The organism is Massilia rubra (genome assembly GCF_011682065.1).
Taxonomy (GTDB): domain Bacteria; phylum Pseudomonadota; class Gammaproteobacteria; order Burkholderiales; family Burkholderiaceae_D; genus Telluria_A; species Telluria_A rubra.
Genome location: NZ_VUYU01000002.1, coordinates 90,356 through 105,876, shown reverse-complemented (window position 1 = coordinate 105,876; position 15,521 = coordinate 90,356). Strand labels below are relative to the sequence as shown.

The 15,521-nt window shown below is 64.6% G+C and carries 17 protein-coding genes; 8 read left to right on the top strand and 9 right to left on the bottom strand.

The features are described 5' to 3' along the window. Positions 1-37 precede the first annotated feature (37 nt). Together F0185_RS03085 and F0185_RS03080 are read right to left on the bottom strand one after the other, a co-directional pair. Entirely contained in the window at positions 38-1,000 is a 963-nt protein-coding gene (locus tag F0185_RS03085) for an alpha/beta hydrolase family protein (protein ID WP_167221513.1), read from the bottom strand. 87 nt (positions 1,001-1,087) lie between these two features. Then, entirely contained in the window at positions 1,088-1,960 is an 873-nt protein-coding gene (locus tag F0185_RS03080; protein ID WP_167221511.1) for an AraC family transcriptional regulator, read from the bottom strand. A 134-nt stretch (positions 1,961-2,094) separates the two neighbouring features. Between F0185_RS03080 and F0185_RS03075 the strand changes: the two genes are divergently transcribed. Then, on the top strand, positions 2,095-2,850 hold the full coding sequence (locus tag F0185_RS03075; RefSeq protein WP_167221509.1) for an SDR family oxidoreductase: 756 nt from the start codon (positions 2,095-2,097) through the stop codon (positions 2,848-2,850). A 7-nt stretch (positions 2,851-2,857) separates the two neighbouring features. Here F0185_RS03075 and F0185_RS03070 read toward each other — a convergent pair whose 3' ends face one another. Genes F0185_RS03070 through F0185_RS03060 form a run of 3 tightly spaced genes read right to left on the bottom strand, consistent with a single transcriptional unit; the run spans position 2,858 to position 5,617 of the window. Then, entirely contained in the window at positions 2,858-3,652 is a 795-nt protein-coding gene (locus tag F0185_RS03070) for a TatD family hydrolase (protein ID WP_167221507.1), read from the bottom strand. A 2-nt stretch (positions 3,653-3,654) separates the two neighbouring features. Continuing rightward, positions 3,655-4,359, bottom strand: coding sequence for a lipoprotein-releasing ABC transporter ATP-binding protein LolD (gene lolD / locus F0185_RS03065; protein WP_167221505.1), 705 nt, complete (start codon positions 4,357-4,359; stop codon positions 3,655-3,657). After that, a complete protein-coding gene (locus F0185_RS03060; RefSeq protein WP_167221503.1) occupies positions 4,352-5,617 on the bottom strand; it encodes a lipoprotein-releasing ABC transporter permease subunit in 1,266 nt (421 codons plus the stop codon). The genes lolD and F0185_RS03060 overlap by 8 nt, the downstream gene beginning before the upstream one ends. Before the next feature lie 168 nt (positions 5,618-5,785). On the opposite strand from F0185_RS03060, the gene F0185_RS03055 reads away from it, so the two are divergent. Further along, positions 5,786-6,976, top strand: coding sequence for a hypothetical protein (locus F0185_RS03055; RefSeq protein ID WP_167221501.1), 1,191 nt, complete (start codon positions 5,786-5,788; stop codon positions 6,974-6,976). 26 nt (positions 6,977-7,002) lie between these two features. Continuing rightward, positions 7,003-7,779, top strand: coding sequence for a ferritin Dps family protein (locus tag F0185_RS03050; protein ID WP_167221499.1), 777 nt, complete (start codon positions 7,003-7,005; stop codon positions 7,777-7,779). 184 nt (positions 7,780-7,963) lie between these two features. Here F0185_RS03050 and F0185_RS03045 read toward each other — a convergent pair whose 3' ends face one another. From F0185_RS03045 to F0185_RS03035, 3 genes are read right to left on the bottom strand one after another with little or no spacing between them, the layout of a single operon-like run. Further along, positions 7,964-9,145 carry a serine hydrolase domain-containing protein gene (locus F0185_RS03045; protein WP_167221497.1) on the bottom strand — a complete coding sequence of 394 codons (1,182 nt, stop codon included), beginning with the start codon at positions 9,143-9,145 and terminating at the stop codon, positions 7,964-7,966. After that, a complete protein-coding gene (locus F0185_RS03040; protein WP_223164438.1) occupies positions 9,138-9,566 on the bottom strand; it encodes a hypothetical protein in 429 nt (142 codons plus the stop codon). Before F0185_RS03040 ends, F0185_RS03045 begins: the two co-directional genes overlap by 8 nt. A 15-nt stretch (positions 9,567-9,581) precedes the next feature. Continuing rightward, positions 9,582-9,977: a DUF3060 domain-containing protein gene (locus tag F0185_RS03035; protein ID WP_167221493.1), complete on the bottom strand. Its 396-nt coding sequence runs from the start codon at positions 9,975-9,977 to the stop codon at positions 9,582-9,584. 353 nt (positions 9,978-10,330) lie between these two features. On the opposite strand from F0185_RS03035, the gene F0185_RS03030 reads away from it, so the two are divergent. Next, positions 10,331-11,353: a hypothetical protein gene (locus tag F0185_RS03030; RefSeq protein ID WP_167221491.1), complete on the top strand. Its 1,023-nt coding sequence runs from the start codon at positions 10,331-10,333 to the stop codon at positions 11,351-11,353. Beyond that, positions 11,350-13,044 (top strand): single-stranded-DNA-specific exonuclease RecJ, encoded by a 1,695-nt coding sequence (gene recJ / locus F0185_RS03025; protein WP_167221489.1) that lies wholly within the window; start codon positions 11,350-11,352, stop codon positions 13,042-13,044. Before F0185_RS03030 ends, recJ begins: the two co-directional genes overlap by 4 nt. A 34-nt stretch (positions 13,045-13,078) precedes the next feature. Here the strand turns inward: recJ and F0185_RS03020 are convergent, their stop codons facing one another. After that, positions 13,079-13,807 carry a hypothetical protein gene (locus tag F0185_RS03020; RefSeq protein ID WP_167221486.1) on the bottom strand — a complete coding sequence of 243 codons (729 nt, stop codon included), beginning with the start codon at positions 13,805-13,807 and terminating at the stop codon, positions 13,079-13,081. 217 nt (positions 13,808-14,024) lie between these two features. Here F0185_RS03020 and F0185_RS03015 point away from each other — a divergent pair, with 217 nt between their 5' ends. From F0185_RS03015 to F0185_RS03005, 3 genes are read left to right on the top strand one after another with little or no spacing between them, the layout of a single operon-like run. Continuing rightward, the gene (locus F0185_RS03015) at positions 14,025-14,462 is read left to right on the top strand and encodes an MbcA/ParS/Xre antitoxin family protein (protein WP_166885080.1); all 438 of its coding nucleotides are present in this window, start codon (positions 14,025-14,027) and stop codon (positions 14,460-14,462) included. 1 nt (position 14,463) lies between these two features. Next, on the top strand, positions 14,464-15,147 hold the full coding sequence (locus tag F0185_RS03010; protein ID WP_167221484.1) for an RES family NAD+ phosphorylase: 684 nt from the start codon (positions 14,464-14,466) through the stop codon (positions 15,145-15,147). Positions 15,148-15,194: 47 nt separating this feature from the next. Beyond that, complete coding sequence (locus F0185_RS03005; RefSeq protein ID WP_167221482.1) at positions 15,195-15,515, top strand: DUF2288 domain-containing protein; 321 nt, start codon at positions 15,195-15,197, stop codon at positions 15,513-15,515. The last annotated feature ends 6 nt before the right edge of the window (positions 15,516-15,521 follow it).

Genomic DNA, 15,521 nt, shown 5'->3' with positions numbered 1-15,521 from the left:
GCATGCCAGCGCGCGCCGCGCCGGACCTTGGCGCGTATCAGTCTTTGGCGACCTTGTTCAGAAAGCCGGCAATTGCGGGCACCAAAGTAGGCGCCAATGGATATTTGGGGTTGATGTAGGTGTCGGTCTGGCGCGCCTTATCCGGCGGCGCTTCTTTCAGGACGTGATTCATGCCCTGCACCATCACCAGTTGCGCATCCGGCCTGGCCTTGTGCAGCAATTCGGCCTCGCCGGGCGGCACCTGCAGATCGGTGCTGCCCTGGACCAGCAAAACCGGCATCTTGAGGTTTTTGATCTCGGTCGAAGGGACGTACCTGAACCACGATATCAGGTACGGCTGCACGCTGGGACGATACAGCACGGCCAGTTCCGGCGGCACATTGGCGACAGTGCGTCCGGCCTCCAGCTCCGCCAGGATACGCTCGCTTTCCTTGGCCAGCGGCGCTGGCAACGCCGTCGCCAGCTGCTCGCGCAGGGCGGTGGAAGCGCCGCGCGCCACGCCGGCAATCGAGACATACGCCTTCGCATTGCCGGCTTTGGCCGCCAGCATGCCGATCAGGGCGCCCTCGCTGTGACCGATCACGCTCACGTGCGAAAAGCGCTTGTCGGCCTTGAGCATCGCCAGCCACGCCGTGGCGTCGTCGATATACGTCTCGAAGCGCAAGTCCGACTCTTTGGCGACGGCCACCAAGCTGGCGCCAACGCCACGCTTGTCGAAGCGCACGCTGGCCACGCCGGCGTCGGCCAACCCTTGCGCCAGCAAGCGCAGGCTGTCATTTTTCATGCCGGGGGGATTGCCATCACGGTCGGTCGGGCCTGAGCCTGCGATGATCAGCGCGACCGGCGCCGGTCCGGGGGCTTTGGGCAGCGACAAGGTGCCGGCGATGGCGCCGCTTGCGGTGCGCAGTTCGATCGCCTGCTCGTTGTCCGCCGCGCCTGCGCCCACGCACACGGCCAACAGCAGGCAGGTACTCCACTTCCATAATGCGGGTTTTCTCATGATGGTTCCTTGTTGGATAAGTCAGGCAACATTGCGAAAGAAACGCAATTGCAACATTGGCAATTTTTTAGCATAACACGGCTTTGCCTATCCCGGCGCGTCAATCCGGTCCGCCTGGCTGCTTGCATCCTTCATCGGCGGTAAACCGAACATGCGCCCATATTCGCGCGTGAACTGCGACACGCTCTCGTAACCGACCGAGAACGCCGCACTGCTGGCCGAGACGCCGTCGGACATCATCAAGCGGCGCGCCTCGATCAGCCGCAGATGCTTCTGGAATTGCAGCGGCGAGAGCGAGGTCGCGACGCGGAAGTGATGGTGGAACGATGAGGCACTCATCCCGGCCGCCGCCGCCAGCCGCTCGACCGGCAATGGCCGGTCGTATTCGGCCCGCAGCAGCGCCACCGCCCGCGCGACCCGCCGGGCATGTCCATCCGGGCCACCGAGCCGGCGGATCGCCGCGCCGTGGCGTCCGGTCAGCAGCCAGTAATGGAGTTCGCGCACCAGCTGCGCGTGAAGCACCGGCACCGAGGCCGGCCGGTCGAGAAGGCGCATCAGCCGCAGCGCCGTATCGGCCACCTCGGCATCGGTCGATCCGGCCGGCCCGCCGCCGGCCGGCAAAGTGCCGATCTGCGCGCTCAGTTCGGCCAGCACCGCCGGGTCCAGGTCGAGCACCAGCGACATATACGGCGCCTCCGTGATCTGGCTGACGGTCGGCACATCGGCGGTAATGAGGAGCGAGTCACCCGGCCGGTAAGTGACGCAGGTCGCGCCGATGGCAACCTGCTTGGCCCCTTCGAGCACCAGGCAGACCAGCGGCCGGGCGATCCCGTGCTGCAGGCCGGTGGCTTGGTTCGAGCGGATCGTGGTCAGGCCGGCGATGGGCGTTTGCGCCAGGCCGTCGGCATCGGCATGCGCCTCCACATGGCGGCGGACTATATTGAGCAAGGTGTCGGTCATGCCGCAATCGTACCCGATTCACGAGCGCCGCCGCCGGCATGTGGAGGATCAGGCAAACAAGCGCGAGGTTCGGGCTACGCCAGCGCGGAGCCTGCGCCCTATCATGGCCTTCCCCCACATAACAGGAGTTCAGCATGACCAAGATTGCCATCGTCACGGGTGCGAGCCGCGGGCTCGGACGCAACACCGCATTGAGCATTGCCCGGGGCGGCAGTGACGTGATCATCACGTATCAGTCGCGCGCGGATGAAGCGCAGGCCGTGGTAGCCGAGATCGCGGCGATGGGCCGCACGGCCGTCGCCTTCCAGCTCGACATGGGCAGCATCAACGGCTTTGCAGCCTTCGCCGACCAACTTCGCACGGCCCTGCGCGCGACCTGGCAGCGCGACAGCTTCGACCACCTGGTCAACAACGCCGGCCATGGCGACTTTGCGCTGATCGAAGAGACCACCGAAGCGCAGTTCGACCGCCTGGTGGACGTGCACTTCAAGGGCGTGTACTTCCTGACGCAAGCGCTGCTGCCGCTGATCGCCGACGGCGGGCGCATCGTCAATCTGTCGACAGGCCTGACGCGCCTGACCTATCCGGGCTACGCGGCCTACGCGGCGGTCAAGGCGGCAGTCGAGACATTGAGCCGCTACATGGCGAAGGAATTGGGCAGCCGCGGCATCGCCGTCAACACGGTGGCGCCGGGCGCGATCGAGACCGATTTCGGCGGCGGCGTGGTGCGCGACAATCCTGACATCAACCAGAGCTTCGCCGCGATGACCGCCCTGGGCCGGGTTGGCCTGCCGGACGATATCGGGCCGATGATCGCCAGCCTGCTGTCGGAGAACAACCGCTGGGTGAACGCCCAGCGCATCGAAGTGTCGGGCGGCCAGGGTATCTGACGTCCTGCTACCCCAGCAGCAGGCGTGGCAGCGCGGCCCGCGCGTTGGCGCAGGTGGCCGCGCGCACCGCGTCGACCGACAGCTCGCGCAGTTCGGCCAGCACCGCGCCGATGGCGGGCAGTTGCTCGGGGCTGTTGCGGCCCGGATGAATCCAGGCCGGTGAAATATCCGGCGCATCGGTTTCGAGCACGATGACGTCCAGCGGCAAGGTCGCCGCCAGGCGCCGGATCTGCAAGGCGCGCGTAAAAGTCATGGCGCCGCCGAAGCCCAGTTTGAAACCCAGGTCGATGTAGACCTGCGCCTGCTGGAAGCTGCCGTTGAACGCATGCGCGATGCCGCCCGCCGGGCGAAGCTGGCGCACGTGCTTGAGCACCTGGTCCTGCGAGCGGCGCACGTGCATCAGCACCGGCAGGCCGACGTCGCGCGCGATGCGCAACTGCTCGCGGAAAAAATGCTCCTGCTTGTCGCGCATGGCCGGTTCGCACAGCATCGGAATGAAAAAATCGAGCCCGATCTCGCCGATGGCGACAAAATTCGGGTCACCCATCGCCAACTCCACCGCCGCACGCAAGGCCACCAGGTCGTCCTCGGTGGCCTTGGGCACATAGATCGGGTGGATGCCGAGCGCGTAGCTGGCGTTCGGCGCGCTGGCGGCCATCTGGCGCACGGTGTCGAAATTGCCGCGTTCGACCGCCGGAATGACGATCATCGCCACGCCGGCGTCACCGGCGCGGCGCGCCACCTCCAGCGATTCGGCGCCGAATTCGTGCGCGTCCAGATGGCAGTGGGTGTCGATCCACATCGTCACAGTTCGGCCGGTTGCAGTCCGTGTTCGGTCAGGCGCAGCACGCGGTCGCAGCGGCGCGCCAGTTCGATATCGTGGGTGACGATGACGAACGCCGTGCCCAGGGTCTTCGACAGTTCGAGCATCAGGTCGAAAATCTGCTGCGCGGTGGCGTGATCGAGGTTACCGGTCGGTTCGTCGGCCAGCACGCAGCCAGGCTGGGTGACCAGCGCGCGCGCCAGGGCCACGCGCTGGCGTTCGCCGCCGGACAATTCGCCCGGCACGTGCACCACGCGCTTGGCCAGGCCCACGCGTTCGAGCACGGCGCGCGCCTTGTCGACGGCAAGCGCGCGCTTTTCGCGGCGGATCAGGAGCGGCATGGCGACGTTGTCGAGCGCCGAAAACTCCGGCAGCAAATGGTGGAACTGGTACACGAAGCCGAGCGCCTCGTTGCGCAGGTCGCCGCGCGCGGTTTCCGACAAACTGGCGAAGTCCTTGCCCAGCAAGGTCACCGAGCCGGTGGTCGGCGTATCGAGCCCGCCCAGCAAATGCAGCAGGGTCGACTTGCCGGAGCCGGAAGCGCCCACGATCGCCACGCGTTCGCCGCGATAGATGCTGAAGTCCACATTGGCCAGCACCGGCACCGAATAGGCGCCCTGGGTGAAGGTCTTGCCCAATCCCCGGCACGACAGGACCGGGGTTGCGCCGGTGTTCACATTACTCATAGCGCAGCGCCTCCGCCGGTTTCACGCGCGAAGCGGTGTAGCTCGGGTAGAGCGTGGCGACGAACGCCAGCAGCACGGCCACGCCGCCGATCCTGGCCACGTCGGGCCAGCGCAGGTCGGATGGCAAGGCGCTGATCAGGTAGATATCCTTGGGCAAAAACTGTACTCCTAATAGACGTTCAATAAACGGGACGATGACATCGATGTTCAGCGCGACCAGCACGCCCAGGCCGACGCCGGCCAGGGTGCCCAGCATGCCCACCAGCGCACCCTGGATCATGAAGATCTTCATGATCGAGCGCGGCGAGGAACCGAGCGTGCGCAAAATCGCAATGTCGGCCTGCTTCTCGGTCACCGTCATCACCAGGGTGGCGATCAGGTTGAAGGCGGCCACCGCGATGATCAGGGTCAGCACGACGAACATCATCTTTTTCTCGGTCTGCACGGCGGCGAACCAGGTGGCATTCTGCTCCGACCAGTCGCGGATGCGCAAGGGGCCCGCCATGCTGGCCTTGAGTTCCTGCGCCACCGCCGGCGCGGCGTGCATGTCGGCGATGCGCAGGCGCAGGCCCGATGGCGCGTCGAGCCGCTCCATCTTCTGCGCGTCTTCCAGGTGCACGAAGGCGAAGCTGGCGTCATATTCGTAATGGCCGGCCTCGAAAATGCCGACCAGGGTGAAGGTGCGCGTGCGCGGCAGCATGCCGGCCGGCGTGGTCTGGGCTTGCGCCAGCAGCATGGTGACCTTGTCGCCGATGCCGATGCCGAGCGAGCGCGCCAGCGCGTAGCCCATCACGATATTGAACTGGCCGGGCACCAGCGCCGCCAGGCTGCCCTGGCGCACCTGGCGCGCCGCATCCGACACCTTGTGTTCTTCGGCCGGCAAGATGCCGCGGATGACGGCCGGGCGCATCACGCCGTCGCGCAGCAGCATGCCCTGGGTCTCGACGAAGGGCGCCGCGCCCTTGACGGCCGGGTTCTTGAGCGCATCCCGCATCGCCGCCTGCCAGTTGGGCATGGTGCCGCGCGGGTCGAATACTTCGATGTGGGCCAGCACCGACAGCATGCGGTCGGTGACCTCTTTCTGAAAGCCGTTCATCACCGACAGCACCACGATCAGCGCTGCCACGCCGAGGGCGATGCCCGAGACCGAGATGAGGGAAATGAACGAGATAAAGCTGTTGCGGCCACTACGCTTGCCGGCGCGTGTGTAGCGCAGGCCGACCAGCCATTCGTACGGTAAATTGTGGATGATGCTCATGTGCCCCGGCAGTGATTGATTGCAAGTGCGCAGTTTGCCACACAAAGCGCGTCCCGGGCAGGGTTGTCACAATTGAATCACGCGTTGCCGCTGTGGTTTTTACAAAAATTCTTTGAACCTGGCGCCGGCCGCGCACTCCAACGTCATACCGCAGAACGGAGGAAAATCATGGCATTCAGTCTTTTCGATTCAAAAGGCACGGACATCGACAAGCAGCGGTTCACCTGGCGCGACATGGTGCAAAAACCGATCAGCAAGCTCGATGACGACGCATTTACGCGCATCCGGGTCATCCTCATCAACGGGCTCGAGACCGAAGCGTTGCGTTTCGGCCACCTGGCAGCCCGCTTCAACCGCGATCTGCGCCTGCCGCTGGCCAAGGTGCGCCGTACCGAGCAGCATCAGGCCACGCTGGTCAACTGGCTGATCGCGGCCGACCACTCCCCGCTTGAAACCACGGTCGCCTACGAGCAGGTCGCCATCGAAGTCACGGCCGCCATCGCCCAGAGCGAGCCCGACCCGTATCTGGCCCAGGTCTACCGCTTCGGCCTGCTGGAAGACTTCGACCACCTGTACCGCTACGCGGCCCTGCTCGACCGGCTCGAGGGCAAGGACGCCAACAATATATTGCAAAGCTACACAGACATCCTGCCCGGACGGCCCACGTCCGAGCATCACCGCGCACCCGAAGACGAACTGCGCGAGCCATACAACGCCCGCAGCGCGGCATTTTTAAGCAAGGTTAACGCGCTGACGATCGTCGCCAGCGAGTACCAGACGCACGACTATTACCAGAACATCGGCCCGCTGTTCTCCGACCCGCTGGCGCGCCAGCTGTATGCCGAAATCGCTTCCGTCGAAGAACAGCACGTGACCCAGTACGAATCCATGCTCGACCCGGCCGAATCGTGGATCGAGCAATGGCTGTTGCACGAGGCGGCCGAGTGCTACAACTACTACAGCTGCGTCGAGACGGAGACCAATCACCACCTGCGCGCGCTGTGGGAACGCTTTCTCGACTATGAACTGGGTCATTTTCACATGGCGTGCGAGGCGTTCAAGCAATTCGAGCGGCGCGACCCGGCCGAGATCGTTACCAGCGACTTCGCCAGCCCGCTCGCGCTGCGCAGCCAGCGCGACTTCGTGCGCAAGGTGCTCATGAACGAGGTCGACGTACGCACCGATGGTAGCCGTTTCGTCGCCAGGGCGCTCGAAAGCCCGCTTTCGCTGGCCTATCGCAGCCAGGTCAACGCGGACGGGTCGCCCAGCGAGATGGTGGCGTCCGGCTATGTCTGGATGCCCGGGACCGAACTTAATCGCAAAGGCACGCTGGCTGCCGCCGGCGTCAGCGCGCCCTGAGCGCATGTTGGAACAGGAGAATTTTTATGAGCAACGTTCAACAGGAACACATGGGAATGAACCGCACCGGCATCCAGATGTCGCCGCTCGACAGCAAGGCGATGCAGGAGCTCGAACCGAGCGTGATGTCGAGCGACGGCATGGACGAGATCGCCCTGGCCGAGCTGCGCAGCGACTACATCGCCAATGCCGACGCGCTCGGCTCGGTGCCGCTGCCGGGCACCTTGACCGGCGCGGTCACTGTGGGCATGTCGATGCTCAAGGGCGAGAGTCCGCAGATCCTGCTCGACAAACTCGGCGAGCGGCTGGCCTTCGAGCGTACCGGCACGCGCCTGTACGACGCGCTGATCACCAAGTGCGAAGTCATGCTCGGTGGCGATATCAGCATGACCATCGAAGACCTGGAGCAAATCCGGGCCGACGAGGCGCGCCATTTCCACCTGGTGGCCGACGCCATCGCATCGCTGGGTGGCGACCCGACCTCGCAAACGCCGAGCGCCGACCTGGTGGGTGTGGAGTCGATGGGCCTGGTGCAGGTGCTGAACGACCCGCGCACCAGCATCGCCCAGTCGCTGCATGCCATCGTCACCGCCGAACTGAGCGACAAGGCGGGCTGGGAAACACTGGTGGCGCTGGCGGACGAACACGGCCTGGCGGACATGGTCGACAGCTTCACCCAGGCCCTGAACGAAGAGCGCGAGCACCTGGCGCTGACGCAGACCTGGTATGAAGAAGCGATCGGCCTGACGTATGGCGATGTGGAGCTCGACGACATGGCGTCCACGCAGGAGCTGCCGGACTGACAGGTCGATTGCGCGGACGGCCCAACTGGTGCCCTGGAGGAGATATCGAAAAACCGTCGTGGGCGGTGCAAGTTTGGCGACAGAAGCGCCGCCGTACGACAGTCCGGCGATCCGGCGGTCCGGCGGTCCGGCGATCCGGCGGTCCGGCGATCCGGCGAGCATCGCAGAGCGAAAATCGCGGCTACTAGAGCGTTTGGCCGAACATGGGCGCGACCGCGCGCACGATCTTGCGGGCATTCGCATGCTGGTCACTCAGGTTGGTAAACACGATGATGGTCAGCTTCTGATCCGGGTAGCGCATGAAGTCGGTGACGTAGCCGGGCATGCCGCCGGAGTGGTATACCCAGCGCTTCCCGTTCTGGGTCCGCAGTTGCCAGCCCAAGCCGTAGTAGATGTCGGCATTGTCGGCATTGGCCGCCTGCACCAGGGCGTTGTCGGCCCACATCAAGGCCAGGGTCGATTGCTTGAGGATCTTGTCGGTGTACAGCGCAGCATCCCACTTCGCCATGTCCATGGCACTGAGTTCGATCCCGCTCGCTGCCATGCCCAGGTAGACCGACATCGCGTCGGTCGTGACAAACGGGAGATGTTTGCCGTCTTTGAGCTCGTACCCGATGGCGCTGTCCGCGCGCGCCGGCTTCGGCGCGACGAGGCGCGCGCTGTGCATGCCCAGCGGCGTGAACACCCGCTCTTTCAGGAAATCGAAATAGCCCTTGCCGGTGACCCTGCGCACGACGATACCGAGAATATCGTAGCCCACATTGCAATACCGGTACCTGGTGCCCGGCTCCCAGCTCAGGGAATACGCCCTGAACCTGGCCAGCATGTCGTCTTCTCCCAGGATCTTGTTGGCATGCAGGTCCGCAAAGGTCGGATCGTCCGGATATTCGGGCAGGCCGGAAGTGTGGTTCAGCAGGTGCCGAATGGTGATGCCGCTCCATTGCGGCGGCACCGCCCCGATGAATTTGTCGAGCTTGTCGTCGAGCGATATCTTGCCCTCCTCTACCAGCAGCATGATGGCGGTGGCGGCGAACGACTTGCTGATCGAGCCGATTTCGAAGCGGTCCTCCGGTTTCACCGGGCGCGCGGCCTCAAGGTCGGCGTAGCCGTAGCCCTTGCCGTAGACAACGGTGCCGTCCCGGACCACCACCAGCGTCATGCCGGGAATGCGCTGCTCGACCAGTTGCCCCTGCATGTACTGGTCCACCTCCGGCTGCGCCGTTTGCGTGACGCTCGCTGCCAGCGTGGTCACCGGCGCCAGCACGACATTGCCGGCTGGCGCAGCACCGCCCCCGCCGCTACCGCCGCCGCAAGCGGCCAACAAGCTCGTGGCCAGCGCCGCGATGAACAGAGCGCGCCTATCCATGGATGGCCCCGATCGCGACCAGTATCACGGGCGTGAGCGCGACGCCGTCGCGTGGCCAATCGGCAAAACGGTCGATGGCAACCTTGTGGATACCCATAGTCTGGTCCTCGAATGCGTGTCCGTCGGTGACGGGGATAGCGAGTGGAGCGGCACCGGCCATGTCGCGAAACATGACACCGGGCGCTTGCATGAAAGCGTCGTACACAAACTTGATGGCCGTGCGGTTCTCGCGCAACAGGCGCAAGCGCGCTCCGGCGTCGCGCTGCGTGCTGATCAACTGCGAGCAGGCAGCGGGCCACCGGTTGGCCGCATCCACGCCGCCGTCGCGCCCGCGGATGAAAAAGCGTCCGCTGAAGTAGTCGAGCATCTTGCCGCGACTGAGGCGCAGCGCCGCGCCGTCCTTGTACGACCGGACGGACACGCGCTGGCTGCCAGGTCAGCCGCGGCCAGGAACCTTCACGACGCGGTTGTTCACGCCCGAAATGTTCTTTCTCGGTTCGGCGCTCGATTGCCAGCGCACGCTGTTGTTGACGCCTTCCACGCTCAACGGTGCCTTGGGCGCCAGTTGAATCGTCACGGAGTTGCCGGTGCCGGACAGTTCCAGCCCTGAGCACACGCCGGTGAACGTGATGACGTTATCCGTGCCCTCGATGACCGCGCGGCGGCCTTCGCACGCGAAGGAGCGCTGATGTCCGTTGCCGCTCACTTCAATCTTGTCCTTGTCCGACGACGTCGTGCCCGAGGTGTCGTCGTCGCTGGCAAGCGCAACATTGCACGCGCCGACAGCCGCGATCACAGCAAAACACAGTGTGGAAAATGGTCGAAACGACATAACAGCCCCTTTATCAAAAGAATAGTTGCCGAAATATTATTCCATTAATAAAAAATTGGCAAGTTTTATGCATCGACCATAGCGGTCTCGAACAACCGACGTGGTCGAATCGACATGCGCACCCTCCTGATGAGGCCATTCATGTTGATCCAATGGTGGCATCAGCATGACATGCCACCGCACGCGGTTGGCGGCCTCTGCACTAAAGCCACGGCGTCCAGTTCACGCAGCCTGGCCGCGCGGCGCATCCGGGCGCACCGGGCGCATGGCGCCACAGCTTGTCGTGCGGCGCCGGCGCCGTTCGCCGGCGTGCCGCATGTTTTCTGGTTTGCCAATTTGTCCTACAATGCTGGATGACCCAAATTTCGCTTGTCCTGCCGTTCGCCCTGCCCCCTCCCGAGCTCGCCCCCGATCTGATCCGCGCATTGCAGGCCCCGGCCCTGGCCGCGCTCATCAGCCGCAGCGCGTCGCATCGGCAATTGCCGGTCGACGATCACATCCGCGCCCTGCCCCACGAAGCCTGGCTGGCGCAAGCGTTGGGCGCATCGGGCGACGGCACGCCGGCCCTGGCCGGCGCCGTCATGCGCGGCCACGGCCTGGCGCAGCAGGAAGGCACCTGGTTCATCGTCCACCCGGCGCACACCCAGATCGCGCGCAGCCACCTGTTAATGGCCGATATGCGCGGCCTGCACCTGTCCGAGGCGCACGGGCGCGCCCTGTTCGATCTCGCCAAGCCCTACTTCGACGAATCGGGCAAGACCCTGCTGTACGGCGACGCCGGCACCTGGTTCATGCGCGCCGACGACTGGGCCGACCTCGAAACATCGACGCCCGATTCGGCCGTCGGCCTGAACCTGACCGACTGGATGCCCAAGGGAGCGGCGTCGCGCGCCTTTCGCATGCTGCAAAACGAAGTACAGATGCTGTGGTTCGAACACCCGGCCAACACGGAACGCGAAGCGCGCGGCCTGGCCGCGATCAACTCGTTCTGGCCCTGGGGCGCCGCGTCCGCAGGCGCCAGCGTGGACACCGCCCGTCTCGTCACCAGCGACGCGCTGCCATGGATGGCGGCACTGGCCGGCCATCCGCAAGCGGAGCCAGTCACGCCGCTGGCCGCGCTGACCGGCGACGCGATCCTGCTGTGCGACGCCCTGACCGAAGCGGCCCTCGCCACCGATTGGGCGAGCTGGCTGCAGCATATGCACCGCCTGGAGCAAACGCTGTTCGCGCCGTCGCTGGCCGCGCTCATGGATGGCCGCGTCAAGCAGGTGCAACTGCTCCTGAGCCACCGGGCGCGCCACATCGCCTTTATTACCACCCGCTTTTCGCAACGCGCCTTCTGGCGCCGCCCGACCCTAGACAGACTGCTGCCATGACCCGTATCACGACTCGCCCCTGCTCCTTCCGCACTTCCGAAATGCTGCGCCAGACCGGCGTGCATCCCGTGCTCGCGCGCCTGTACGCCGCGCGCGGCCTGACCGATGCGCGCGAACTGTCGAGTGAACTGGGCAGCCTGATGGCGCCCGCCGGCCTGCTGCACATCGACGCCGCCGCCGTGTTCCTGGCCGACGCCATCAAGGCCGGCAAAAAAATGACCATCGTGGCCGACTACGATTGCGACGGCGCCACCGCCTGCGCGGTCGCCCTGCGCGGCTTGCGCGCCATGGGCGCCACGGTCGACTTCATCGTCCCCAACCGCTTCGAATACGGCTACGGCCTCACGCCCGAAATCGTCGAACTGACGGCGCGCGAAAAAGCGTCCGACATCATCATCACCGTCGACAACGGCATCGCCAGCATCGACGGCGTGCTCGAAGCGAAGCGGCGCGGCATCGACGTCGTCGTCACCGACCATCACCTGCCCGGCGACACCCTGCCCGAGGCGCGCGTGATCGTCAACCCGAACCAGCCAGAATGCGGCTTTCCCAGCAAGCACCTGGCCGGCGTCGGCGTGGTGTTCTACGTGCTGCTGGCGCTGCGCGCCGAACTGCGCAAGCGCGGCGTGTTCGATGCCCAGACCCAGCCCAAGCTCGACAGCCTGCTCGACCTGGTCGCGCTGGGCACCGTGGCCGACGTGGTGCGGCTCGACTCGAACAACCGCATCCTGGTGGCGCAGGGCTTGAAGCGCATGCGGGCCGGTCGCATGCACGCCGGCGTGGCCGCGCTGTTCCGGGTGGCCGGGCGCGAAGCGCGCAGCGCCTCGCCGTTCGACCTCGGTTTCGCGCTCGGTCCGCGCCTGAACGCCGCCGGCCGCCTGGAAGACATGTCGCTCGGGATCGAGTGCCTGGTCACCGACGACGAAGGGCGCGCCTGGGCCATCGCCCAGCAGCTCAACGAAATCAACCTGAAACGGCGCGAAATCGAGGCCGACATGCAGGACACGGCCCTGCTGCACCTGGACGCCTACCAGCCGGCCGACAGCAACACCATCAGCGTGTTCGACGAATCCTGGCACCAGGGCGTGATCGGGATTGTCGCCTCGCGCCTGAAAGAAAAATTCTTCCGCCCGACGATCACCTTCGCACCGGGTGCGGAAGGCTGGATCAAGGGGTCCGGGCGTTCGATCCCCGGCTTTCACCTGCGCGACGCGCTCGACCTGGTGTCGAAACGCGCGCCCAGCCTGATCGACAAATTCGGCGGCCACGCCATGGCGGCCGGCCTGACCATCCGCGCCGACGCCTTCGAGGCGTTCTCAAAGGCGTTCGAAGAAGTCGGGCGCGCCTGGCTCAACACCCAGCAGCTCGAACGCATCATCGAAACCGATGGCCCGCTGGAAGACGCCTACTACACCACCGAATTCATCGGCCTGATGGATGGGCAGGTGTGGGGCCAGGGCTTTGCGCCGCCGGTGTTTTGCGACGAGTTCCGCGTGGTCAGCCAGCGCATTTTGAAGGAGCGCCATCTGAAGCTGCAACTGGAACGCAACGGCCAGCGTTACGACGCCATCTGGTTCGGCCACACCGCCTCGGTCGGCGACCGCGCGCGCGTGGCGTTCCGGCTCGACGCCAACGAGTACAACGGCGTCACCCGCGTGCAGCTGCTGGTCGAACACGCCGAGCCGGCGTAAGGCGAGCGCAGTACGCCGGCGCCGTGCGCCCGGCTCAGCACAGCCGGGTCATGCTCGTGAGGTCGTCGTCGCCGGGAGAGGCCCAGTCATGGCGCCAGCAGGGCAAGCCCCATTGCCTGGCGGTGTTGAAGGCAAAGGAGAGGCGTTCCTCTTGCGTAGCAACCTGCAGCAGCTCGTTCAGTTCATCGGGACGGTGTTCGGCGCAGCGTTGTTCCACATCCCAGCGCCTGCACAGGGAAACGCTGTAGAGCCAGACATCATCCAGGCCTTCGCCGCACAGATCGTCATAACACATCAACGCCAGGTCCTCGAAACGTAGCCGGGTCACGCTGGCAGGAACGCCCGGGTCGGCATAGCGAATCTCCTTGTTCCAGCTGCGCTCGTCGAAATCAAGCCAGGTCGTCGATTCCCACAGTGGCTCCCCGTAAAACCGGGTTGCGACATACGCCCAGATGCCGGTGCCGATCACCAAGATCGCATACAGCGCCTTGAGGACACTCTTGTCATCGATCACCTTGCCCAACACGCCCACAGGAACCATCGCAAGAACCAGCGCCAGAAGGGAATACACGACGACATTGGCAAACACATCGCCCGAGCGGTCCATCGCATCATGACTGCACATGGCCAGGATCTCGCGATGCGTGCTGCCTGAACGCGCATGCGCCGGGTCGACACGCTCACCACCCGTGCATGCATCAAGGCCCGGCGTGCCCGCGATGCCGGTCACAGCCTCGTTAACGCCAGAGCGAAGGGATGTCATCTTGTGTTATCGGCATGCCAAAACGACCGTCGGCGCATTGTTGATATAAAGGCAGCAGCATATACTACAAGATCAGCCGCCGGGCGTGACTGAGCAAGAAGTCGCATCGCAAGCTGTCCAGGTCGATTGTTTGCGCGGGCTCAGCAACGCTTTGATGGCGATTGGCTTGCACGCGATATGAAAATAGAGTATAAATACTCCATAACCGGAGCCCACTATGAACCTTGCCTTCGCCTACCCCAAAAGTCGCTTCGAGCCGGCGGTGCTCATCGACCTGAACGCACGCGCGGAGCGGGAACGCTTGTCCAAGTCCGCGCTCAAAGGGTTTTTCGCCCTCATGAGCGCCTGGAAGCTGCGCGACGAAGATGCCCGCGAACTGCTCGGCGGCATGTCATCCTCCACCTATTACGAGTGGAAAAAGAACCCCGACCGCATTCTTGAAGTCGACCGCATTACCCGCATTTCTTACCTGCTCGGCATCTACAAAGCCCTGCATATTCTTTACGGCGACAAGCTCGCCGACGAATGGATCACCCTCCCCAACAGCAATCCCATCTTCGCCGGACGCACGCCGCTGTCGCAAATGCTGGCGGGCGGCCTGTTGTCGATGCAAACGGTGCGCAAGCTGCTCGACGCCCGCCGCGGAGGCCTGTGACTTGACGGTCATTCCCAAGCTCACCACCCTGCGGCAGTTCGATACCTGCCGCCTGATCCCGTCGCGCTTTGCTGACGTGGAAGATTCCGTGCTCGGCCCGCTGGCCGAGGATGCCGATGTCTTGCGCGACCTGTTCGATATCGACAACGCCACCAACGAACGCTTGCGCGGCGAGTACGGCAGCCTGCCCGGCATCGGTGTCGACGAGCTGGTGTTCGGGGTGCCGAATTTTCGCATCATCAACGCCGCTTACACCTATCCGCGCCCGGAAGGCAGCCGTTTCAACGATGGCGAACGCGGCGCGTGGTACTGCGCTTTCGAGGCCGAAACCGCCCTGGCCGAAATCACCTTTCACAAAACCGTGGAGTACCAGGAAATCGGCCGCTTCGACGACAGCGTGACGTATCAAGCCCTGATCGCCGACTTTACCAGCACGTTTCACGATATTCGCGGTGTCGATGCCTTTGTAAAATATCTCGATCCGACCAGCTACATCGAATCGCAAACCCTGGCCAGCCAACTGCTCGACAGTGGATCGATGGGCGTGATCTACCCCAGCGTGCGGCGCCCCGCCGGCACCTGCCTGGCGTGCTTCCGGCCTGCGCTGGTGGGCAATGTGCGCAAGGGGCAAGTGTATCGCCTTACCTGGTCGGGCTCGCCCACTCCCGTCATCGACATCGTCTGAACGATCGTCCTGCACGCTTCACATCACCTGAACTATTGAGTATTTGCATGAAAACCAAGCCTGAAAACGATACCGAACTGCGCGCCAAAATCAACCTCGAAACCGCGCGCCTGCCCTGGGCCGAATTGCAGCGCCACTTTGCCCAAGGCACCGTGGTGTTCGTCAGCGCCGAGCTCGACCTGGTCGATGTGGCGGTGCGCATCTCGCACGACGACAAGGACAGCATCGCCGCATGGATGGGCGACGGCAAGCTCGGCAAGGTCTCGGATGCGCAGGCGCAAGCCTGGACCGAAGCCGATGCCGTGCTGTGGACCTCGGTGGTCCATCCCTTCATTCTGGTGCAGCCGGATAAAGGCGCGCTGCACTGATCCGGC

Coding starts and splice junctions, on each gene's coding strand:
- F0185_RS03085 (WP_167221513.1), bottom strand. CDS start 1,000: ATGAGAAAACCCGCATTATGGAAGTGGAGTACCTGCCTGCTGTTGGCC.
- F0185_RS03080 (WP_167221511.1), bottom strand. CDS start 1,960: ATGACCGACACCTTGCTCAATATAGTCCGCCGCCATGTGGAGGCGCAT.
- F0185_RS03075 (WP_167221509.1), top strand. CDS start 2,095: ATGACCAAGATTGCCATCGTCACGGGTGCGAGCCGCGGGCTCGGACGC.
- F0185_RS03070 (WP_167221507.1), bottom strand. CDS start 3,652: ATGTGGATCGACACCCACTGCCATCTGGACGCGCACGAATTCGGCGCC.
- lolD (WP_167221505.1), bottom strand. CDS start 4,359: ATGAGTAATGTGAACACCGGCGCAACCCCGGTCCTGTCGTGCCGGGGA.
- F0185_RS03060 (WP_167221503.1), bottom strand. CDS start 5,617: ATGAGCATCATCCACAATTTACCGTACGAATGGCTGGTCGGCCTGCGC.
- F0185_RS03055 (WP_167221501.1), top strand. CDS start 5,786: ATGGCATTCAGTCTTTTCGATTCAAAAGGCACGGACATCGACAAGCAG.
- F0185_RS03050 (WP_167221499.1), top strand. CDS start 7,003: ATGAGCAACGTTCAACAGGAACACATGGGAATGAACCGCACCGGCATC.
- F0185_RS03045 (WP_167221497.1), bottom strand. CDS start 9,145: ATGGATAGGCGCGCTCTGTTCATCGCGGCGCTGGCCACGAGCTTGTTG.
- F0185_RS03035 (WP_167221493.1), bottom strand. CDS start 9,977: ATGTCGTTTCGACCATTTTCCACACTGTGTTTTGCTGTGATCGCGGCT.
- F0185_RS03030 (WP_167221491.1), top strand. CDS start 10,331: ATGACCCAAATTTCGCTTGTCCTGCCGTTCGCCCTGCCCCCTCCCGAG.
- recJ (WP_167221489.1), top strand. CDS start 11,350: ATGACCCGTATCACGACTCGCCCCTGCTCCTTCCGCACTTCCGAAATG.
- F0185_RS03020 (WP_167221486.1), bottom strand. CDS start 13,807: ATGACATCCCTTCGCTCTGGCGTTAACGAGGCTGTGACCGGCATCGCG.
- F0185_RS03015 (WP_166885080.1), top strand. CDS start 14,025: ATGAACCTTGCCTTCGCCTACCCCAAAAGTCGCTTCGAGCCGGCGGTG.
- F0185_RS03005 (WP_167221482.1), top strand. CDS start 15,195: ATGAAAACCAAGCCTGAAAACGATACCGAACTGCGCGCCAAAATCAAC.